The organism is Sphingobacteriia bacterium, from assembly GCA_017304685.1.
GTDB lineage: Bacteria > Pseudomonadota > Alphaproteobacteria > Rickettsiales > 33-17 > JAFKLR01.
This window is the reverse complement of record JAFKLR010000004.1, coordinates 1-22,765: the sequence shown is the minus strand read 5'-3', so window position 1 is coordinate 22,765 and position 22,765 is coordinate 1. Positions and strand designations below refer to the sequence as shown.

The window sequence follows — 22,765 nt, the reverse complement described above, 5'->3', positions numbered from 1 at the left end:
AACAAATAATACTAATAAAGCAATAAACCAGTAGTTGTTAAATTTCTTATAAATAATTATTACTGCGCATTTAAACAAAGCGGGTTATCGCTCTCATCATGTAATGGTAATAATTCTGAGATAAAATGTTCTTCTGGTTTAAACTCTAATTCATAAGCTTCAGATTCTGTTAATTCATCGTTATCTTTAGCTATAAAACCATCCTTCCAAAAAACAGAAGATTTTACTATAAAATTAAAGGCGCTTATTGGAACTATAAAATCATCAGGGGATCTTTTTGTAATAGTATTTCCAATTTTACTGCTATAGCCATATAAGCAAAATTTATCAGCACTTTTATTTGTGTAGCTACCATCTGCTTTTAAAGCAATTTCCTTTTTAGATGTATTAACTGGTAAAATCATGAATTCGTGATTAAATTTAGCTTTTATTTCACCAGCTTTTATAATTAAGACATTATTCTCATTTTTCTTAGTAGGAATAGTTACTTTGAATATAGGATTGTTTTCTGTATAATTTTCTTGGCAGCCAATATCAATATTACACTTTTCTAAAATTGGCTTAGGCATTATAGGCCGTTTGACGCAACCTAAAGGCAATTTTTTACCGTAATCACCTGTAAAGCAAACATAATCATCATTTTTATAATGAACACCTGTTATACTCATATTAACTGTTTTCCAATTATTATCGACAAACGGTAAAGATATTCCGCTGTATTGCTCTTTAGAAAAATCAATTTTAACTTTTATAAAGCCATTTCTAATGACACCTATAGGTTTAAAGTTAATAGAATCTGGAGAGTAATTGGTGCTAGAAATATTAGGCATATAAACTACTTTAGCAGGGCTTTGTACTATTGTTGTAGCTTCAGCATTATGTTCTGAAGAATAAGTATTATTCAATTTAATACAATGTTTAGTAATATTATTAGAATTTAAAGGACAAAAATTAAGTACAGAGTCTGGATAAGTGTTAAGTGGATTAGAAGGAGTTGCAATAAAAACATTTAGATTTCCATTTGCTGCAGCAGCCTTATCAAAGTATCCGTCCATTGGTATAAAATTAGCTGGAGTTATTAAATTAATGTATACATACATTTCATCAAAGCTAGATTTATCTGTATTATCAATGGCACATGGAGCAAAGGATTTAGAAGTTTTACCTTCTTCACAAGTTTTTTCAACATAAGAATTTGGGAAAATTAAATTTTCTTCGTAATTATTATTATATGTTGCATCATTTATAAAAGGAGGAACAGGAAGATCTGCGCAAGCGTAGCTTACAGTTTCATTATTAAATCTTTTTTGAAAGGCGCCTTTTAAATAATTATATATATAAGATGCTCCGCTAAAAGCATAATAATCGGAAAAAGTATACTTATTTATATAACCGTCTAATTTTATTCCTATTTCGTCTAAATAGCTTTTTAAGCTATTGTCTCCAGTAAATGACTGAAAATTATTTAATGGTTGAGCAAACGGATGAAAATCATTCAAATCTTGGTTATCTTGATATACGCACGCTCTTACTTTACCATTATATTTATCAATTCGCGCACAATACCTTAAAGGATAAGGTAAAAAAGTACATTCTCCAAATATACTTAAGGTTTTAGTGTAAGTAAAATTTTTATTAAATAATTTATAATTTGAGTTAACTTGTAAATAGGGTGAATAAAAACCTAAAAAGGTTTGATAAACCTGAAGAGAATTAAGTTTTAATGACTCATAAGGGTTATCAGAGGCATTTTCAGCCATTGTCATATGAGTTTGTAAAAATAAAATAATAATTATAATATATTTTTTCATAAATTTTCTTCGTTAATATACTTATCAATATTTGCTTTAGGATCATTATTTAAAATATTTGCCGCTTCTTCAAGCCCAGCTATATTAAGCTCTGCAATTATTACATCTTTATCTTGTTTAATTAAGAATTCTTTAAGTAAGAAATTTAAATTTTTAATTGCCTTCAATTCATTAGGGTTTAGAATTCTTTTAAAATTATTTTTTTCCAATATATTAGGATCTGTTGTAAAAATTTTTGTTCCAAAGCTATTTATATAAGTAATAGTGTCTTCTTCTAAATTTTCTGAATTCATAATGGATACTAAAATTTTATTTGAATTTGTTTTGCTAATAATATTTTGGCAGTCATTTAAAGTAATACCAGTCATAGAACATAGTGAATTTAAATCATCAATGATTAAAATCGACCTTTCATGAGTTATGCTTTCAAGAAATGAATGAATATATTTTAATAATAAGTCTTTACTAAAATTACTATTAAAACTTATATGGCTTATTTTCTCATCAGAATAGTTATTATTTTCTGACAATTCGCTAATTATATTACCCTTTAATACTTTGGTAATTAGATTAGGTATAGTACTTGGAGAAACAAAAAGTATGCTGGGCTCAAATTTTGTTGCTTCACAAATTATAAAATTAGCAAGAAGAGTTTTATAAGATTCTTTAGGACCTAATATTAATAAATTTCCATTATTATTTATGTTATGAAAATTAAAGAAATATGGAGTACCAAATTTAGTTCTAAAAATTGTTACAGCATTTTCCCATACACCTTTATGTTTACCAGCAGGATAATTGTTTAAAGATAAAAAACCTCCAGCTAAAGCTGTATTAATAGGGAAAGTTCTTTTAATGTGATTAAAATTAGCTGGTAATTGAGACCAAAATAAATCTTCCATATTCAAATCTTCTCTAAAAGCAGCAAAGCCGAGATTTTGAATAGCTTTAACACATCTCTCAACCTGTTGATTTAAAAGGTTTTGATTTTCAGCGCTTAACATAATTGTAACTTGAGTAGCTCCAAAATCGGTTTCTTTTCCTTGGGCGGTTGAAAGAATTTTTTTAAGTCCTGAAAACTCTCTAAATTCATCATCTAAACTTACTTCCAAAATGTAATCTTGAAATTTAAAATTTTCAGTAACTTTCTTTGGCTCAACAAAATGAAGTGTCTGAGTTATTACCATCTCAGTAGGGAGAAGTAATAAATTGTTTAGTAGTTTTGTATTAATTTCATGATATTCTTTAATACTTAAAATTGTTCCAAAATATTTTCCGCTACGACTAGCTATTTCAAATGAATTATTTCCAAAAGCTACTTTATGATTTATTAAATATTTTGATAAATCTACCACTGGTAAGGGTAGTTTTTGATCTTTTAAATTAACAATTTTACTTAAAAAATCTACTATTTCAGATGTTACAAGAGATTCATCTGACTTTAATTGTAAAATCTCGGCTCCACACTCAGCTAAGTCTTCATAAATTTTATCTACTGCATATGTAAGAATTTGTATTATATTATTAAGATATTTGGCATGCTTTTTTTTAATAGAATTAAGAGTAGTTGTAGAAAATAAATCTCCAATACTATTAAATTTAAAATTCATTCCAGCATACGCAATTGTTATATAAATTTCATTAATATATTTATCATCCCAGTAATTCTTTTTATTCCAAAGATTATGTAAAATCTTAGTAAATTTAAAAGGATAGAACCCTCCTGGGTCAATATTTCTTCTAGTCCTAATAGTATGAAACCAAATAGCAAAATTTTTAGAATCTATGTGTGATAAGATAGTTTGACGTATTTTATCTCTTATATCAATTCCCTCTGAATTGAGAAGTTGATCTGAAAATCCAACAATTTTAATAGATTGGAAGATGTCGCCATTTTTTGTAAGAATTGTACGAGGATTTATATGACAAGCGTATGGAATAAAATCAGAGGACGGAAGTTCTAATTTAAATTGATTTAACTTGTTATTTTTTAAATTTCCAAAAAATTCCTTAAGTTTGTCAATCATGTTAAATTAAATTTAATTTAAAAAAAGGGGAGAGAACTCCCCTTAGAGATTACGATTTAGCGAAGTTACAGAAACTAGAGTCACCCATACTTGAAAGGTACATAACTACCATTGGGGCCGCAAATACAATTACTATGCCTGTTACTACTAAAATAACAGCACCCCATTGCATTTTACCAAGTAACGCACCAATACCCACTGCAATAATTGCAGCTGTAGCAATAGCTTTACCATATGTACCAGTAATAAAAATTACTGCTCTACATAAAGCTTTAGCTAAAGGATTGTTATCAGCGGTAAAATCGTCAGCAGCCATAGAAGCTTCAGGAAGTGCTACTACTAATGAAAATACAAATGAAAAAATTAAAATAATACGTCTTAATTGTGCGATAATTGTCTGCATAAACAAGGCTCCATTAAAATTACATAAGCGTTTTAATGCTTTTAATACATTTTATTATTAAAAAAATCTTTTGTCTACAACGATTTAATAAAAATTTTAATTATTTATAAAAATAACAGTAAAATTTATAAATAATAAATATGTACAATTAAGAATTTTATTTTAAAATTGCACATATTAAGTGCGTATATATCAAAGGTTTTAATAAATGCAATACAGAATTGTAAATAAGCTATTATATTTTTTCAATGTTATAAAGGAAAAATTTAACATTTTAAAAACTTGGCAAAAGATTCTTAGTATTTTAATTATAATCTTTATACTTATATCGGTTAGTAAAAAAATTCTTAGGCAGTCAGAAAATTTATCAGAATTAAATGACGAAGTAACAGTTAAGGTTGCAGAAATAAAATTAGAAGATTCAGATGTATCCTTTTTAGGGTATGGGTTTATAGAAGCTAATAATAAAGTAAGCTTAAAAGCCGAGGAAGAAGGTAAGGTTACAGAAATAATTATAGATGAAGGAAATAAAGTTAATAAAGGGGATTTAATAGCAAAATTAGATATAAGAGATTTTGAATTAAAATTACAAGAAGCTGAAGCAAATTTAAGAAAAAAAAGAATAGAATTAGATTCGGTGCGTGCTTTAAAAGCAAAAGGATTAAGCTCTAATTCCACTTTTGCAGAAGCTGAAGCTAGTTTTGAAGGAGCTCAAGCTAATTTAGCGCATGCGCAAAGAATGTATGAAAATAGGTTCATAAAAGCACCATTTAATGGAATTCTTTCAAAATTAAATTTAAAAGTAGGGCAAATTATTTCTGACATGCAAGAAATTGGAGAAATAATTACTACTGAAGCTTATAAAGTTAGATTAGGTGTCTCAGAAAAATATATTAAAAATATTAAAGACGGTAATAAAGCTGTAGTTAGTTTGAAAGATGGAATAAAATTAAATGCTTATGTAAGTTTTGTAAGCCAAGTAATAGAGTCTGAATCTAAAACTTTTCCTGTTGATGTAACTATTATTAATAATGAAGAAAAGTTATATGATGGTATGGTTGCAACCGTTAAGATTACATATGATAAAGTAAAAGCATATAAAGTTCCATCATCATCTTTAACTCTAAATGATGAAGGTGAACTAGTTATTAAAATAGTTAGAAACAATCATATTGAAAATTTAAAAGTCGAAATTGTAGGTGAAGAAGAAGACAATGTAATTATTACAGGGGATTTACCTGAAAAAGCTACCTTAATTATTATGGGGCAAAATTTTGTGACTTCAAATTCAAGTGTAAAAATTAGTAAATAAAATGCATAGCCTTATAGATTATTGTTTGAATCATACAAAATTAATAATTTTCTTATTCATATTAATTATATTTTCAGGTAACTCTACCTATAAACAAATACCAAAAGAAAGTACTCCAGATATTACTATTCCTATAATTTGGGTATATGTAGGTTATAATGGCGTAGTACCTGATGATAGTGAAAAATTCCTTGTCAAACCTCTTGAAAAATATCTTAAAACTCTCGAAAACTTAAAAAAAATAAAAAGTGTTGCAGGTAGAGGTTACGGATATGTTGAGCTAGAATTTTTTGCAGGATTCGATAGTAAGAAAGCTTTAAATGATGTTAGAGAAAAAGTAAATCAAGCTAAAAGTGAACTGCCAATAGGAGCAGATGAGCCACAAGTAAATGAAATCAATTTAAGTCAATTCCCAGTATTAAATGTAATTTTAACAGGCAATATTCCTGAAAAAACAATGAAAAAAATTGCAAATGATATGAAAGATAAATTGATGCAACTTACTGATATTTTAAAAGTTGAATTAGTAGGAATTAGAGAAGAAATCATTGATATAACCATAGATCCTGCAACTTTAATCACCTATAAAATCGATATTAATTATTTAAAACAATTAGTTAGTTCAAATTTAGATTTATTATTAGCAGGAGATATTTTTCAGCCTACTGGAAAATATTCAATTAATCTTGTATCTAATGTTAATAAGTTTGCAGATTTAAATGAACTAGGAGTTCATGTAAAAAATAACAAAGTGCTTAAACTGAACGATTTAGTAAGTATAAAACGTACTTTTGAAGATAAAACTAGTATAGCCCGCGCTAATAATCGTCCAGCGTATGTATTAGAAATTTCTAAAAGATCAGGAAGTAATATTATTAAGACTGCCCAAGAAGTTTATAAATTAGTTGAATTAGAAAAAGAAAATTGGCCTGAGAATTTAAATGTAATTTATACGCAAGATAAATCAAAAGATATTTTAGATATGTTAAAGGAATTAGAAAATAATATTTTTCTTGCAATTATTTTAGCGCTAGCACCGGTTTTGGCCACGATGGGACTTGCTTCTTCAATATTAGTTACATTAGCAATTCCAGGTTCGTTTTTAATGGGGATATTATTTCTGGATTTTATGAATTACTCCTTAAACATTGTAGTTTTATTTAGTTTAATACTTTCTGTAGGAATGTTAGTTGATGCTGCAATTGTAGTATGTGAATATGCCGAAAGAAAACTTATTGAAGGATATACACCAAAAGAAGCCTATGCATTAGGTGCTAAAAGAATGGTGTGGCCGGTATTATCTTCTGTTGGAACCACTATAGTTGTGTTCGTGCCTTTATTGTTCTGGCCAGGAATTACTGGTGAATTTATGAAATATTTACCTATTACCTTGATCGCAACGCTTACTTCTTCTTTAATAATGGCTTTCATATTTATTCCGGTAATAGGAGCAATTACAAGAAAAAAAATTAATGCTTCAGAAGAACAAATTCAGCAAGTTATGGCAGCCGAAGAAGAAGGAGATCTAAATAATTTAAATCCTTTTACCAAAAAGTATATAGAATTATTGAATAAAGTTTTGGATAAGCCAGGTAAGTTTTGCGGCTCTATTTTAGGGTTTTTATTTGTTGTCTATATATTTTACTTTATTTTTGGTACAGGATTTGAATTTTTCCCGGATGTTGAACCAGACAATTTTGGTATAACTATACATTCAGAAGGAAATTATTCTATAGAGCAAATGGATAAAGTGTTAAAGGAAGTTGAGAAAAAAATAACTCCTTTATTAGGTAAAGATTATAAAGTTCAGTATTCTAAAATTGATACTCCAAAAGGAATGATGGCGAGCCAATATGCTAGCGATGAAATTGCTAGAATAACTTTTGAATTAAAAGACTGGCGAGATAGAAGAAAAGTCAAAGATATTACAAAAGATTTATTATACCTTACTAAAAATATAGCTGGAATTAAAGTTAATACAATAGTTGAAAGATCAGGACCAAATCAAGGTAAACCATTTGAACTTCAACTTGCAAGTTCTAACAAAGAAGCATTAGAAAAAACCTTTGCTCAAGTAAAAAAAGAAGTAAATGAATTAGGATCTCTTAAAAATATTGAAGATAATAGCCAGGTTAAAATTATTGAGTGGGAATTAAAGGTTAATAAAAATATAGCAAATCTTTATAAAGTTAATTCTCAGACTGTTAGTGATATTGTACAAATGCTTACACAAGGTATAAATTTAGCTAAAATAAGATTATCAGATTTAAATGAAGAAATTGATATTAAATTTAGATTCCCTAAAGAAAATAGAGTGTTTTATAACCTAAATTATTTAATGGCACCTGCTAACGGAAATTATGTACCTATAATTGATGTAATTAATATTAACCCTCGCTATAAAATAAGTAATATTCAAAGAATAGAGGGTTATAGGACTTTATATTTAAAGGCTGATTTAAAAGATGGATATTTATTAGATACTGAATTAAATAAACTTAAGGAAAGATTAAAAAAACTGAATATATCAAATGACATACAGGTTAAATTTAGTGGTGATGAAGAAGAAAAAGATGAAACTAGTGATTTTCTAAAAATTGCTTTTTCTGTAGCTTTATTTGGAATTTTAATTATATTCCTTATAGAATTTGATAGTTTTTATTATAGTTTCGTTATTATGAGTGCAGTAATATTTTCTACTATTGGAGTATTATTAGGTTTAATTATTACAAATCAGCCATTTGGTATAGTAATGTGTGGGGTAGGAATAATTGCCCTTGCTGGAACTGTAGTTAATAATAATATTATTTTCATCGATACATTTTTACAAATGAATCCAAATATTAGTTTAAGAGAAAGATTGATAAGAACAGGAGCGCAAAGAATTAGACCAATTTTATTAACTGCAACTACTGCAGTATTAGGTTTACTTCCTATGGTGTTTAAGTTAAGTATTGATATTTTAGGTTTTGATATTTCATTTGATTCCCCATCATCACAGTGGTGGACACAATTATCAACGTCAATTGCAGGCGGCTTGACTTTTGCAACAATATTAACATTATTTTTTACGCCAGCACTTGTACTTTATGGGGAAAATATTAAAACTAAATTAAGTTTAAAAAAGCAAAATTTGAAAGTTAAGGTTATAGGGTTAATGTCATGATAGGAAATTTTAAAAACGTTTTTAAAAGTATGATTGCTAAAGTATTTTTAATACTCATTATTGCAAGCTTTGTATTGTGGGGTATTGGAGATATTATAAAACATGATTTTAATAACTTTGCGGTCAAAATTGGTGATCAGACAATTACTCGTGAACAATTTAATAATAAATATATTGAAGAGAAAAACAGACTTGAACAATCAATAGGTAAGCATTTAAGTGAAGAAGATCTAAAAAGACTAAATCTAAAATCTTACGTTCTAAATAAACTTATTGATAATACTTTAATTTTAAATGAAGCTAGAAATTTAGGAATTTATGTTGGAGATGATAGCGTTATAGCTGAAATTAAAAAGTTTAGCTTATTTCATGATGAAAAAGGTGAGTTTAGTGTAAAGCTTTTCAAGCAATTCTTAAGTAATAAAAGAGTAAATGAAAAATTATTTTCGGAAAATTTAAAAAGAGATTTAACACTAAATTTATTACTTTCTGCTATTTCTTCAAGACCTATAAGGCTTCCAAATGCAGAACATATAATTAATGATTATATAAATACTACTTATCAAGTAGGATTAATTAAAATTGATTTAAACAAATTGATAGTGAATAAACCTGATGAAAGTGAACTTAAAAAGATTTATGAAAAAAATAATGAGCTTTTTATGACACCGGAAGCTAGAGATTTTACTTACATTTCATTTGATAAAAATGTGCTTAGGTCTTCTATTAACATTTCTGAAGATGAAATTAAAGATGCATATGAAATAAGAGGTTATAAAGAAAGAAAGAATTCATATGAAGATTTAAAAGAAAAAATAAAAATTGATCTTATGAATAAAAAACTGGATGAAAAACTTTATACATTTGCTGAAGAAATTGATGATATGGTTGCTTCAGGAAATACAATAGAGGAAATAGCAAAAAAAACAGGCTTAAAAATTAGCAAACTTGATAATATAATAAAAACAGATCCAAAATTAAAAATTTTTGAAAATAAGGTCGAAAACATATTTAATTTAAGTGTAGGACAAGAGATTGAAGTAATATTTGATCAAGATCATAAAAAATACCATTTAGTAGCATGTACACAAATAATAAAGCCTATTCTCAAACCTTTTAATGAAGTAAAAAAAATTGTTACAGAAATTTATGAAACCAAGCAAAAAAATGAAATAATAAATAAAGAGTATTTAAAAGTATTTTCGAGCACAGATATAAATGCTGCATTAAAAGATTTTATTAATCTTACTAATGCTGAAGTTGAAGAGAAAGAATTTAGTTTAGATGAAACAAAGATTTCTCCTCTTATTCCAAATGAATTAATTAGAGGAATAATTAATACTGAGATTGGAAGGATTACCCCTGTATTTGATAGCTTAACTGATAAAAAATATTTTGCTTTAGTGAAAGGAGTAAAAATTAATAATGCATCTTATGGTAAGGAAGAAAAAGTATTTGATGCAATAAAAACAAAGATCCAAAATGATACTAAGCATGAAATTATTTCTGAATATATTGAATTTTTACGTAATAAAACAAAAGTAAAAATAAATAAGAAATTTTTAGATAGTTTTGATAGTTAATGTTATTAGTAATAGATAATTTTGATTCATTTACTTATAATTTAGTGGCGTATATAAAACAATTAACAAATATTGAAATCATTTTACAAAGAAGTGATAAAATAAGTAAGAAAGAAATTGCTTTAATGGCGCCTTCTAAAATATTAATTTCTCCAGGCCCTTCGCATCCAAAATATGCAAAAGGTAGTTTAGACGCAATAGACTACGCTTATGCTAAACATACACCGCTATTAGGAATATGTTTAGGGCATCAAGCAATAGGGTATTATTTTGGTTATAATATCATTAAATTGCCTTATCCAATGCATGGAAAGGTTAGTAAAATTTGTACAAGACAACAGGGCTTGTTTACTAACTTACCATCTGTTTTTAATGCAACTAGATACCATTCACTTGTAATAGAACAAACCGATAAATTAAATGCATTAGAGATAGATGCGATATCAGAAGATGATAAATCTATAATGGCTGTACATCATAAAACTGCACCTTTGTATGGAATCCAGTTTCACCCTGAAAGTATTTTAACAGATAATGGTCTTAAAATTATTAATAAATTTATAAATTAGTATTTTTTATAAAAATTACTTTTTAAGGTGCAATTAATAAGTAATTTTCCTTGACAAATGTGAATTATATCTTAAAAATCATCAAAAAATTAATAAAAATTATAGCTATGTTAAGAACTCTGATTGTAGCGTTTCTTTTAATCTTAAATTCTTGTAAAAGTGATGATAACAACAAAATATTAAAAGTTGGAATTTCTGCAGATTATCCACCATTTGATATGATGATTGAAGGAGAAGTGACAGGGATTGATGCTGACGTAGCAAAATTAATAGCTAATGAACTAGGATATAAATTAAAAATTATTGAGATGGATTTTGCTTCTCTTATACCTGCAATTAATTCAGGAATTATTGATTTCGCTATCTCGAATATTTCTAAAACCGACGAAAGAGCTAAAATAGTAGATTTTACCATACCATATTATGAAGCAAAATCAGCGTTTATTTATAATAAAAACCTTAAAATTAGTAATTTAACAGATGCTAAAAAACTAATAATAGGTGTTCAAACCGGCACTGTTTTTGAATCTAGTTTATTAACTAAGGGCTTTACGAAGATTAAATCGCTTTCACGTATTCCAATGCTTTTAGAAGAATTGAAGAGCAATAGAATAAACATACTTTTCTTAGATAGAGTGCAAGCGGAATCAATTTTAAAAAATAATCCTCAATTTACTTTATATGAGGTTACAGAAATTATTAGTGGGCAGGCTGTAATTGCATTACCTAAAAATTCTTCATTAACAAAAGATTTTAATCAAGTTATTGATAAATACCAAAAAAATGGTGAATTAAATAAAATTACTCAAAAGTGGTTTAAATTTAACTTTGAAGATTCAAAGCTTTTCCTAGGGATATTTAATGTTAAACACATAGAATTTATTGCTAAGGGAATACCTTTAACTATTGCATATGCAATTTTATCTACACTAATTGGTTTAATAATAGGATTAGTAATTACTGCATTAGCGAATTTAAATAAAATATGTAATTTTTTTATTAAAAGTTATGTTTCTATTTTAAGAGGTACTCCACTAATTTTACAATTAAGTTTAATATATTTTGCGCTACAAAAAATTTTAGGAATTCAAATTTCTATCTTTACAGCAGGTGTTATAGCTTTTTCAATTAATTCTTCAGCTTACATTTCGGAGCATTTGCGAGCTGGTATTAATGCAATAGATAAGGGGCAACTTGAAGCGTGTAAGGCTTTAGGAATGACTAAGTTCATGTCTTTAAGGCTAGTTATTATACCACAAGCTTTTGTAAATATTATTCCTTCATTAATTAATGAAATGATAAATATGATAAAGGAATCTTCAATCATATCTGTTCTTGGTGCTTTAGATATTATGAGAAGAGCTCAACTAATTTCTTCTGAAACATATGATTACTTAACACCATTAATTATTGCAGGTTGTTATTATTATATTTTAGTTACGACTTTAAACTTTATTTTATCCATTGCAGAAAAAAAATTAAAAAATAGAATATGATTGAACTTAAAAATATTAACAAGTTTTTTGGAAACAAAAAAGTATTAGAAGATATTAACCTTCAATTTAATAGCGGAGAAGTAATAGCTATAATTGGTAGTTCTGGAAGTGGTAAATCTACTCTTTTAAGAATAATAAATCAATTAGAACTTCAAAACAACGGTGATGTTATTGTAGATCAGGTTCGCTTAAATGAAAAAAATATAAGTGAGCAAAGACAAAATATTGGAATGGTATTCCAAAATTTTAATTTGTTTAGCAATATGAGTGTTATTGAAAATATTACCTGTCCTTTAATCAATGTAAAAAAAATATCTAAAGAACAAGCTATTGTAATTGCTAAAGAAAAATTAGAAAAAGTTGGTTTGCTTCATAAAATGCATGAAATGCCGAAAATGCTATCAGGTGGGGAAAAGCAAAGAGTTGCAATAGCAAGATGTATAGCTATGGAACCTAAAATATTACTATTTGATGAACCTACATCCGCTCTCGATCCTAAGAATGTAAAAGAAATTATTGATTTAATTAGAGAGATAATATTTAAGGATACAATAGTGATTTTTATTACTCATGAAATGTATTTTATGAAATCAGCTGCTACAAGAGTGATATTACTTGAGAAAGGTAAAATAATTGCTGATATGCCTAAAAATGAATTTTTAAAATCAGAATTGGACCATATAAAAGATTTTATGAATGAATAACCTAATTTAATAATTAATATAAATTTAGAGAGCAATATGTCAAAATTTAAAATAACTATATTAATATTTTTCTACCTAATTAATAGTGCTATAGCTAAAACAGTAGAGAATAAAAAGTTCACATACACAGTGTTTATCGGAAGATTTCAACCATTTCATGATGGGCATCTAAAGGTAGTAGAAAGCGCTTTACAAGTTTCTGAAAAAATAATCATTCTTTGCGGTTCAGCCAATAAGCCAAGATCGTTTAAAAACCCACTTACATTTTCTGAAAGAAAAGAGTTGATAAGTAAAGTATTAGAAGATAACTATAACAATAGATATTTTATTGAGGCGCTAGATGATTATGAATCAGATGACGATTGGAGAAATAGTGTACTTAATTCAGTAAAAAAAATTGCTGGGAAGGGTAAGACTCGTGTAGCTTTAATAGGACACCAAAAAGATGCAAGTTCATATTATTTAAGTTTATTTCCTGAGTGGAGATATCTAGAAGTTGAAAACTATCAAGGAATTAATGCTACTGACATTAGAAAACTTATTTCGCAAAATAAAATTGATGAGGTGAAGCACTTCCTTCCTCCTCAGGCCCACGAATTTATACCTTTAATTAAAAAATACGTTGGAGAATTTAATTGATAACTGATGAAGAAGTAATTAGCTCTTTTGTTAATCTACTTCTTCAAATACTTTAGTTATTTCTTCAACAAGTTGCTTAATTTCTGTTGCAGCTATAGAAGATGGTTCAGTTTCAGTTACTGTTTTACCGTCTTTTAAATAGTTTGCATACGCAACCCTATTGCCTAAAGTTGTTTTAGCTAAATTATTAATTCTATCAAATATTTCTTTAGCAGTTTTGGAATTAGCATTAACTCTATTTGGAATTACTAGATAGTCGATTTTTTCTTTTTCACAAATTTTCATAGTAGTTTCTAATGCCCATACATCCATCTGACTAGGTTGAACTGGTAACAAAACTAAATCCGCTTCTTTAATTGAAACTTTTGCGTCTGTTTCTGCATGAGGAGGGCTATCTATTATTATATAATCAAATTTATTTCTAAGGCTTGAAAGCTCTGAATTAATTCTCCACCCTACACCATTAACTAATTTAATGCCTGCATAGGTTTCACCAAATTTTTGTTTCCTAGCGTTGAACCATTTTGAAAATGAACCTTGAGGGTCAATATCGATAACAGCTATTTTATTTCCTTGTTGGAAAAGACCAACCGCTAAATGTATAGCTAAAGTTGTTTTTCCTGCTCCACCTTTTTGTTGTGCAATAGTTATTATTTTGGTATTCATATGTTTTAAACAAAAATAAAAATTAAATTAACCTATGGTTGAAATTATCGCAGAAAATAATAGTTTAGCAATACAAAAAGTTTATGAATATATTAAACAAGGTGAATTAGTAAGTTTTCCTACAGAAACAGTATTTGCTCTTGCATGTGACGCTACGAATTCCTTAGCAGTAGAAAAAATTTATCAAGCAAAAGATAGAAGTAATGATAAACCATTATCTATACTGGCTTATAATTTAGAACAATTATCTGAATTTTGTGAAATAAACGATCGAATAATAAAATTAGTAAAAGCTTTCTGCCCTGGACCTTTAACTATAATTGCTAAATTAAAACAAAATAATATATTAGCTAAAAACATTAATAATAATAGTGATAATATAGGTTTTAGAATCCCTAATCATAATTTTTGTTTGGATTTACTTGCAAAATTTAAATACCCTATTATCGGTACTAGTGCCAATATTTCAGGTTTTCCGGATAGTAAAAATGCCGAAGAAATTAAACGATCTTTAGGTGATAAAGTTAAAGTTATTATAAATGGAGATATATCAGAAAAAGTTCAAGCTTCTACTGTAATAAGCGCAGTTGATGAAATAAAATTACTAAGAAAAGGTCAAATTACTTTTGATGAAATTTTAAAAGCTCTTGGTGAATAGTATAAAGTGAGGGTTTATAAAACCCTTCATTAATTAAAATATTACCTAAAGGATTATTAATTATTGATCTCCTAAACAAAAAATCTTTATTTTCTGCAAAGCTAAACTTACTTCTAATAGTAGATTTAGTAAAAATGATATTACCTATAGGTTTATTTCCTAAATCATAAATTTGTTTATAAAATGTTTTGTCTAATAAATTTTCTACTATGCAAATTCTAGAATAAATAAGCTTAATATTATTTATAGACATTATAGTTTTTCTAATATAGGCATTTTTTTCTGTAGTTTTGAGAAGTCTTATTTCAGAATTTAAAAGTGGCTCAATTTCAGAATTAAAATTTATAATATTAACAGAATTTTTTCCAAATTGATCACTAAAAAATTTAGTAGTTGAGTTTGGTGAAGTGAACACCGGATCAATTACAATTTTAGGAGGTAAACTATTCCAAGTGATATTATCAAAAGTTGGAAAGTCGGTTAAAAATTTTTTCATAAGTTAAACAAAGTTGATGTAATTCCTCTAAACTTACAAATTCATCTGCATGATGAGCTAATTTAAAGCTTAAACCATATTCTATTACCGGGAAATATTTTTGAATAAACCGTGCATCTGAAGTTCCACCAATAGCAGCTACCCTTGGTTTATCTCCATGTATTTCTTCAATAACTTCGGTTACAGCGTTTATTAGCTTTTCATTAAAACTTATAAAAGGTAAAGCAGAATTATTATATTCAATATCATAAGAGGCTTCACCAATATTTTCTTCGATAATTTTTGTAACATATGTAACTAAACTTTGCTCATTTTGAAGCAAGCTATAGCGGATATTAAAAAATAATTCACAAACACCGGGAATAACGTTTCGAGATAAATTACCTACATTAATATTAGTTACTTCTAAATTAGAGGGTATGAAATGTTCGTTTCCATTATCAATTTGACTGGTATAAAAGCCATTTATAATTTTCGCTGCATATTTAATAGGGTTAATCGTATTTTCAGGATGAGCAACATGACCTTGTTTACCCTTAATTTTTACAATAAAAGAAATTGAACCACGTCTACCGATTTTTACCATTTGCCCAAGTTTTTCAGGATTTGTAGGTTCACCAACTATTACATAATCAAGATTAATATTTTGTTTATCCAGCCATTTCAAAATCTCTTCGGTGCCATAATTGTTGCCATCTTCTTCATCACCAACAAGCATTAAGCTAAATTTACCTTTTTTAAGCTTAGAAAAGTTGACTCCAGCTATAATTGCTGCAGCTATAGCTCCCTTCATGTCTACAGCGCCACGGCCATAAATATTATCATTTTTTAAAGTCGCTTGAAATGGTGGGAAAGTCCATCCGCTGCCTTCTCTGACGACATCTAAGTGACCTGCAAAACAAATGTTTTTATTTCCTTCACCAATTTCACAATATAAATTATTAGTAGTTTTAGAAGTTATTTCAAAACATTTGAAACCTAGGTTTTCTAAGTAATTTTTAGTAAATTCAATTACTTTATTATTGGAAGGTGTAATGCTTTCAATTGAAATCAGATTGCTACACAAATTAATTAAATTCTGGTTGCTATTAATCACGTAATAACTCATTAATTTGGGTTTTTGTTCTCACTTGAGCATCTACTTTTTTAATTATAATTGCACAATTTTTATTTAAATTATCGTTAATTTTAAGACTACCAGGAATTACTACAGAATAGGGTGGGACAAATCCTTTATATTCTTTTCCTGAATTTTTTTCAATTATTGTTGTACTGGCTCCTATTTGTGTACCCATTGCTAAAACCGAGCCTTCGCTGATAATTGCGCCTTCAACTATTACTGATTTAGCTCCTATAAAACAATTATCTTCAACAATAACAGGATTTGCTTGTAATGGTTCCAATACTCCGCCAATACCCACACCTTCTGATATATGACAATTTTTACCAATTTGTGAGCAACTACCAATAGTAACCATTGAATCAATCATTGTATTTTCATCAATAAAAGCTCCAATATTAATAAAAGAAGGCATAACAACTACATTCTTACTAATGAAAGCCCCTTTTCTAACAATTGATCCTGGAACTATTCTGAATCCAGCTGTAGTAAACTCTGTTTCACTCCAATTAGAAGTTTTAAGTGGTACTTTGTCAAAGTGATTTAAAGAACTACCTTCTAAAGTAATATTTTTATTAAAGAAAAAATATAGCAATACAGCTTTTTTAGCAAATTCGTTAACTTGCCATTTGTCATTTATTTTTTCAGCTATTCTAATTTTACCGCTATCTAATAAGTTGATAATATCATTAATAACTTTTTTATTATCTTCAGTAGGTACTAAAGAATTAGAGTTTTTATCATTCCATAAGGTTTCAATAAAATTTTTTATATAATCAATGTTCATTTTTTCATTCTAATATTGTAAAATTTATGTCATTGGATTATAAATTTTTTTTAGCCTCTTTCAATAAATAACTTAAGTTCATGAATAAATTTATCCATTTACGCGTTCATAGTGCATATTCACTTGCACAAAGCACACTAAAAATTAATGATATTGTAGCTTTGGCTAAGAAAGAGCACATGCCTGCAGTTGGGATGTGTGATCAAGGTAATTTGTTTGGTTCGCTAGAATTTTCAGAAGAAGCAATTAAAAAAGGAATTAAGCCAATTATTGGTTGTAAAATGAAAATACTGAACCCCTTTTATAAAGAATTTGATAGCATTAATATTTTTGCTAAGAATAAAATTGGGTTACAAAATTTAATAAAACTTAATAGTGAATCGTTTTTAAATTTAACAAATACGAATGTTGATCCCCATATTAATTACAATCGGTTAACAGAATTAAAAGAAGGTTTAATAATTTTAAGTGGTGCTTCTGAAGGAACTTTAGGAAAATTATTATTAAAAGAAGAGAAAGACAAGGCTATTAGTTTTATAAAAAATTTAAGTGATATATTTAAGAATAATATTTATATAGAATTAATCAGACAAGATAACATTGATGATCATAAAATCGAAGAAGATCAAATTAACTTTGCTTATGATTTAAATTTACCTCTCGTGGCTACTAATCCAGTATTTTATCCTTCTGAAAAAATGTATGAAGCATTTGATGTACTAAGTTGTATTTCAACAAATGATTTTGTGCAAAATGAAAAAAGACAAAAGCCTAAAGTTCAGGCTTATTTTAAAAGTATTAGAGAAATGAATGAATTATTTTCTGATATTAAAGAAGCTATTGAAAATACAATAATAATAGCTGAAAGATGTTCTGCTGTTATGCATTCACGAGCTCCTATGCTTCCTAAATTTACCGATAACGGTATAGATGATGAAGAAGAATTATTTGCTAAATACGCTAAGGAAGGTTTAAAGGAAAGATTAGAGAAGAAAAAAATAATTGAAAATCTTAATGAAGAACAATTTGCTGAACTTGCAAAAACTTATTTTGAAAGATTAGAATTTGAAATAAATGTAATTTCTAAAATGAAATTCTGCGGATACTTCTTAATAGTATCTGATTTTATAAAATGGAGTAAAAAGAACAATATACCTGTAGGCCCAGGGAGAGGTTCGGGTGCCGGTTCATTAGTTGCTTGGAGTTTAGAAATCACGAATTTAGATCCAATAAGATTTGGGTTGCTATTTGAAAGATTTTTAAATCCAGACAGGGTTTCTATGCCAGATTTTGATATAGATTTTTGTCAGGATAAACGTGATGAAGTGATTAATTACGTTAAAATGAAATATGGTGAAGATAAAGTTGCGCAAATTATTACCTTTGGAAAGTTACAGGCGCGAGCTGTTTTAAGAGATGTTGGAAGGGTGCTTCAAGTAGAATTGGCGCAAGTTAATGATATTTGTAAAATGGTACCTTTTAATCCTGTTAGTCCTGTTACGCTTGAAGAAGCCTTAGATCTTGAACCGAGTATAAGAAAGCGAATGGCTGAAAGTCGGGATATAGATCGTATGGTTAATATTGCGCTTAAATTAGAAGGGTTGTTCAGGCACGTTTCTACTCATGCAGCTGGTGTAGTAATAGCTGACAAACCATTAATTGAATTAGTTCCTTTATATTACGATGAAAGATCAAGCATGCCAGTTGTGCAATATTCAATGAAATATGCTGAAATGGCTGGATTAGTAAAATTTGACTTTTTAGGTTTAAAAACGCTTACGGTAATTCAGCATGTTGTAAATATGCTTCAAGAACAAGGAATTGAATTAAATATTGATAACATAAGCTTTAAAGATAAAAAAACTTATGAATTACTTTCTAATGGTGATTCCACTGGGGTTTTCCAATTTGAGAGTGGTGGAATGAAAGATGCTTTGCGTAAGCTCAAACCTGACGCAATTGAAGATCTTATAGCTCTTGGCGCGTTATATAGACCGGGCCCTATGGAGAATATACCAACATATATTGCACGAAAACATGGTTTAGAAGAACCTGATTATATACATCCAAAATTAGAAAACGCTTTAAAAGAGACTTTTGGGGTAATAATCTATCAAGAGCAAGTAATGCAGATAGCTCAACTTCTTGCAGGTTATACATTAGGAGCAGCGGATTTACTTCGTCGAGCGATGGGTAAAAAAATTAAGGCAGAAATGGATGCGCAAAGAGAGATTTTTGTAAAAGGATCAATAGAAAATGGTATAGATGCTGACCAAGCAACTCAAATTTTTAATTTAGTTGATAAATTTGCTGGATATGGTTTTAATAAATCGCATGCTGCTGCTTATGCTGTAATTTCGTATCAAACAGCTTTTCTTAAAGCAAATTACACTGTTGAATTTTTGATTGCCTCTCTTAATTATGACATACATGATACTGATAAAATTTCTATATTCATTCAAGAAGCGAGAAATTTTAATATTAAAGTTTTGCCTCCATCAATAAATTTTTCTTATCCTTTATTTAGTCTTGAATTTTATAATGGAAAAAAATGTATTCGATATGCGCTTTCAGCTCTTAAAAATGTTAGTAAGCAGGTTTCTGAAACAATTATTGAAGAAAGAGAAAAAAATGGGAAGTTCAGTTCATTAGAAGATTTTGCCAAGCGAATGAACGATAAACCAGTTAATAAAAAAGTTGTTGAAAATTTTGCTAAGGCAGGTGCATTTGATGAGCTAAATCCGAATAGGAATCAAATTTTTGAAAATACTGAAAATATTTTAAATTTTATAACTCGACATGAAAATAGTAAAAATGATAATACAGATCAGTTTAGCTTATTTAGTTCGTCAGTAATAAAATCTTCAATTGGTAAATTAAATTTATCACAAGTTGAAGAGTGGTCGCCTTTAACAAAACTTTCCTATGAATTTGAAGTGTATGGATTTTACTTTTCTGGTCATCCGCTTGATGAATTCAAAGAGTATATTAAAAGATTAGGGGTATCTAACTTAAAAAATGTTTACGAAAATTCGACGGAAAGCTTACAAACCTATTATGTAGCTTCAGTGCCATTAGATGTTAAAATTAAAGCTTCTAGAAAAGGTAGGTTTGGTAGTTTGCTTGCATCTGATCAAACAGGAAATTATGAAATTTCTATGTTTAATAAAGAAGTAATCGATATGTATGATGAAAATAAATCATTATTTAATAACGGAGCTCCAGTAATTTTAAAAATCGAAGCAAAAAAAGATGAGGGTGGTGTACGATTCTTTTTAAGAGATATTGATTATTTAGTTAATAAAATTATCAATGCTACACGTGAAATCATATTTGAAACTTCCAGTCAAAGTATTACAGATTTTATAAATAGATTAAAAGAAATGGATCATTCTACTACAATTAAAATTAAATTCTATTTACCAGAGGAAAAAAGATTTGTCCTTATTAAACTTCCAAAAACTTATAAAGTTGATGCACTTGCAATTGATTTAATACAAAAAAATATTCAGGACCTTAAAATTATTTATAATTAAAATTATTTAACTTTTCTTTTTAATAATTTTTCTAAAATTATTCTCTTTTTAAGAGGAGAAGCTAAATCTAAATAAGTTTTACCTAGTGTATAATCTATTTCATGTTGAATGCAGACCGAAAATAAATCTTCAGCCTGAATTATATGTTCACGTTTTTCTAAATCTGTATATTTAACTTTTATTTTTCTAGGTCGTGAGGTTTTAACGTAAGCCTCGGGAAAAGAAATTGAGCCTTCTGTAAATTCATAAGTTTCTGTAGAAAATTCAAGTATTTCAGGGTTAATCATTATAATAGGGTTTCTTGTAGTGGGATCATTTTTATTATAATTAATATCAACTACAATGATTCGTTTTAGAACTCCTATTTGAGTTGCAGCCATACCAATACCATGTTGAAAATAGACTGTATCTATCATATCGCTAGCTAATTTCCTGATCTCTTCATCTATTACTAATATATCAGTAGATTTTTTGCTATAAATTGGATCAGGAGCTATAATTAACGGTAAAATTGTCATGTTTTTAATTAGAATTTTTATTTAATTCATAAAATGTAATAGCAGCAGCGTTAGAAACATTTAAACTTTCTATATTAGAGTTTATAGAAATTTTAGCTAGTTCATCGCAATTTTCTTTCGATAACCTTCTAAGTCCTTTTCCTTCAGCGCCGAGTAATATTACCTTTTTTTCAAATTTAGGTAAATCTGTTAAGTCTTTTTTAGCTTCACCATCCAGACCTATACACCAAAAACCTTTGTCTTTTAAAAAGTTTAAGCTTCTCGATAAATTTATTTCCTCAATAATTTTTATGCTTTCTAATGCTCCAGAGGCAGATTTTGCAACTATAGGAGATTCATAATTAGAATTGCTCTCCGTGATTAGAATTGCATTAACATTAAAAGCTACAGCGCTTCTGATTATTGCTCCTATATTATGCGGGTCAGTTACTTGATCTAAAGCTACTATAGTACATATTTCGCTGTTTAATTCTTCGACAAATTCATTTACTGAATATGTCTTAGGTAAACTACATTCTAAAGCATATCCACCATGTACAGCGCCTTCTGGTAATAATTTAGATATCTCACTATTACTTAAAAGTTGTGAAGATATAGATTTAGAATATTTATCAAAATCATACTTTTCAGTGGTAAAAAATCTGTAGATTTTTCTTTGAGAATTTGTGATAGCGCTTAATACTGGATGCTTACCATATATTACTTGTTTATTAGCTTTATGTTTTTGCATATGTTTATGATCTATTAATTGACTTTTTAATTTTTTGCATTTATTAATCTATAAAACTAAAATATAGATATTTATTTTTCAAATGTCTAATTAATTTAAGTTGACTTAATTTTTCTAATTGATAATTATATAGTGCTAAAGATATAGGCGGTATGTTCTTAAGATATTGGAAGGGTGGCCGAGTGGTTAAAGGCAGCAGACTGTAAATCTGCCCGCGAATGCGTACGTAGGTTCGAATCCTACCCCTTCCACCATTATTCTTAGGGATAAGCTTTAAAAGAACAAAAGCGGGTGTAGCTCAATGGTAGAGTCCCAGCCTTCCAAGCTGGCTGTGTGGGTTCGATTCCCATCACCCGCTCCAATTGTTTTAAGATTATTGATTTTTTAAGAATAACTTAGTAATGGAAGGGAAGAGATGGCTAAGGCAAAGTTTGAGCGGAATAAGCCGCACGTAAACATAGGGACTATAGGTCACGTTGATCATGGTAAGACGACATTAACAGCGGCTATCACGAAGGTATTAGCGGAAGCTGGTAGGGCGGAG

19 protein-coding genes and 2 tRNA genes are annotated in these 22,765 nt (G+C 28.1%); 12 read left to right on the top strand and 9 right to left on the bottom strand.

The window, feature by feature from the left end; all coding sequences use genetic code 11:
* Positions 1-59: 59 nt before the first annotated feature.
* The 3 genes from J0H68_05410 to J0H68_05400 are packed head-to-tail and all read right to left on the bottom strand — an operon-like array spanning position 60 to position 4,241.
* Positions 60-1,811 (bottom strand): hypothetical protein, encoded by a 1,752-nt coding sequence (locus J0H68_05410; protein MBN8828125.1) that lies wholly within the window; start codon positions 1,809-1,811, stop codon positions 60-62.
* The gene (locus tag J0H68_05405) at positions 1,808-3,838 is read right to left on the bottom strand and encodes a hypothetical protein (protein ID MBN8828124.1); all 2,031 of its coding nucleotides are present in this window, start codon (positions 3,836-3,838) and stop codon (positions 1,808-1,810) included. Before J0H68_05405 ends, J0H68_05410 begins: the two co-directional genes overlap by 4 nt.
* Before the next feature lie 49 nt (positions 3,839-3,887).
* Complete coding sequence (locus J0H68_05400) at positions 3,888-4,241, bottom strand: TrbC/VirB2 family protein (protein MBN8828123.1); 354 nt, start codon at positions 4,239-4,241, stop codon at positions 3,888-3,890.
* 208 nt (positions 4,242-4,449) lie between these two features.
* On the opposite strand from J0H68_05400, the gene J0H68_05395 reads away from it, so the two are divergent.
* From J0H68_05395 to J0H68_05365, 7 genes are all read left to right on the top strand, one after another.
* Positions 4,450-5,553, top strand: coding sequence for an efflux RND transporter periplasmic adaptor subunit (locus J0H68_05395; protein MBN8828122.1), 1,104 nt, complete (start codon positions 4,450-4,452; stop codon positions 5,551-5,553).
* 1 nt (position 5,554) lies between these two features.
* Positions 5,555-8,719, top strand: coding sequence for an efflux RND transporter permease subunit (locus J0H68_05390; GenBank protein MBN8828121.1), 3,165 nt, complete (start codon positions 5,555-5,557; stop codon positions 8,717-8,719).
* Entirely contained in the window at positions 8,716-10,302 is a 1,587-nt protein-coding gene (locus tag J0H68_05385) for a SurA N-terminal domain-containing protein (GenBank protein MBN8828120.1), read from the top strand. The genes J0H68_05390 and J0H68_05385 overlap by 4 nt, the downstream gene beginning before the upstream one ends.
* Positions 10,302-10,871, top strand: a complete 570-nt coding sequence (locus tag J0H68_05380; protein MBN8828119.1) for an aminodeoxychorismate/anthranilate synthase component II — start codon at positions 10,302-10,304, stop codon at positions 10,869-10,871. Before J0H68_05385 ends, J0H68_05380 begins: the two co-directional genes overlap by 1 nt.
* Before the next feature lie 107 nt (positions 10,872-10,978).
* Entirely contained in the window at positions 10,979-12,367 is a 1,389-nt protein-coding gene (locus J0H68_05375; protein ID MBN8828118.1) for an ABC transporter permease subunit, read from the top strand.
* On the top strand, positions 12,364-13,071 hold the full coding sequence (locus J0H68_05370) for an amino acid ABC transporter ATP-binding protein (GenBank protein MBN8828117.1): 708 nt from the start codon (positions 12,364-12,366) through the stop codon (positions 13,069-13,071). Before J0H68_05375 ends, J0H68_05370 begins: the two co-directional genes overlap by 4 nt.
* Positions 13,072-13,107: 36 nt before the next feature.
* Entirely contained in the window at positions 13,108-13,710 is a 603-nt protein-coding gene (locus tag J0H68_05365) for an adenylyltransferase/cytidyltransferase family protein (GenBank protein ID MBN8828116.1), read from the top strand.
* 30 nt (positions 13,711-13,740) lie between these two features.
* Here the strand turns inward: J0H68_05365 and J0H68_05360 are convergent, their stop codons facing one another.
* A complete protein-coding gene (locus tag J0H68_05360) occupies positions 13,741-14,376 on the bottom strand; it encodes a ParA family protein (protein MBN8828115.1) in 636 nt (211 codons plus the stop codon).
* Positions 14,377-14,410: 34 nt separating this feature from the next.
* Here J0H68_05360 and J0H68_05355 point away from each other — a divergent pair, with 34 nt between their 5' ends.
* Positions 14,411-15,034 (top strand): threonylcarbamoyl-AMP synthase, encoded by a 624-nt coding sequence (locus J0H68_05355; GenBank protein ID MBN8828114.1) that lies wholly within the window; start codon positions 14,411-14,413, stop codon positions 15,032-15,034.
* Here the strand turns inward: J0H68_05355 and J0H68_05350 are convergent.
* The 3 genes from J0H68_05350 to J0H68_05340 are packed head-to-tail and all read right to left on the bottom strand — an operon-like array spanning position 14,997 to position 17,437.
* Positions 14,997-15,530: a chorismate lyase gene (locus J0H68_05350; GenBank protein ID MBN8828113.1), complete on the bottom strand. Its 534-nt coding sequence runs from the start codon at positions 15,528-15,530 to the stop codon at positions 14,997-14,999. The two genes, J0H68_05355 and J0H68_05350, sit on opposite strands and share 38 nt — an antisense overlap.
* Positions 15,496-16,626, bottom strand: a complete 1,131-nt coding sequence (gene dapE, locus J0H68_05345) for a succinyl-diaminopimelate desuccinylase (protein ID MBN8828112.1) — start codon at positions 16,624-16,626, stop codon at positions 15,496-15,498. Before dapE ends, J0H68_05350 begins: the two co-directional genes overlap by 35 nt.
* Entirely contained in the window at positions 16,619-17,437 is an 819-nt protein-coding gene (locus J0H68_05340) for a 2,3,4,5-tetrahydropyridine-2,6-dicarboxylate N-succinyltransferase (protein MBN8828111.1), read from the bottom strand. Before J0H68_05340 ends, dapE begins: the two co-directional genes overlap by 8 nt.
* A gap of 80 nt (positions 17,438-17,517) precedes the next feature.
* Between J0H68_05340 and dnaE the strand changes: the two genes are divergently transcribed.
* Positions 17,518-20,973 carry a DNA polymerase III subunit alpha gene (gene dnaE, locus J0H68_05335; protein ID MBN8828110.1) on the top strand — a complete coding sequence of 1,152 codons (3,456 nt, stop codon included), beginning with the start codon at positions 17,518-17,520 and terminating at the stop codon, positions 20,971-20,973.
* A 2-nt stretch (positions 20,974-20,975) separates the two neighbouring features.
* On the opposite strand, the gene def is transcribed toward dnaE, so the two are convergent.
* Complete coding sequence (gene def / locus J0H68_05330) at positions 20,976-21,491, bottom strand: peptide deformylase (GenBank protein ID MBN8828109.1); 516 nt, start codon at positions 21,489-21,491, stop codon at positions 20,976-20,978.
* A gap of 4 nt (positions 21,492-21,495) precedes the next feature.
* Positions 21,496-22,221, bottom strand: coding sequence for a 23S rRNA (guanosine(2251)-2'-O)-methyltransferase RlmB (rlmB, locus tag J0H68_05325; GenBank protein MBN8828108.1), 726 nt, complete (start codon positions 22,219-22,221; stop codon positions 21,496-21,498).
* A gap of 168 nt (positions 22,222-22,389) precedes the next feature.
* Here rlmB and J0H68_05320 point away from each other — a divergent pair.
* The 3 genes from J0H68_05320 to tuf all read left to right on the top strand — a co-directional run.
* Positions 22,390-22,475: transfer RNA gene (locus J0H68_05320), tRNA-Tyr, on the top strand.
* A 33-nt stretch (positions 22,476-22,508) separates the two neighbouring features.
* A tRNA-Gly gene (locus J0H68_05315) sits at positions 22,509-22,582 on the top strand.
* A gap of 54 nt (positions 22,583-22,636) precedes the next feature.
* Positions 22,637-22,765 (top strand): elongation factor Tu (gene tuf, locus J0H68_05310; GenBank protein MBN8828107.1); only part of this gene is annotated, 129 nt, incomplete at its 3' end.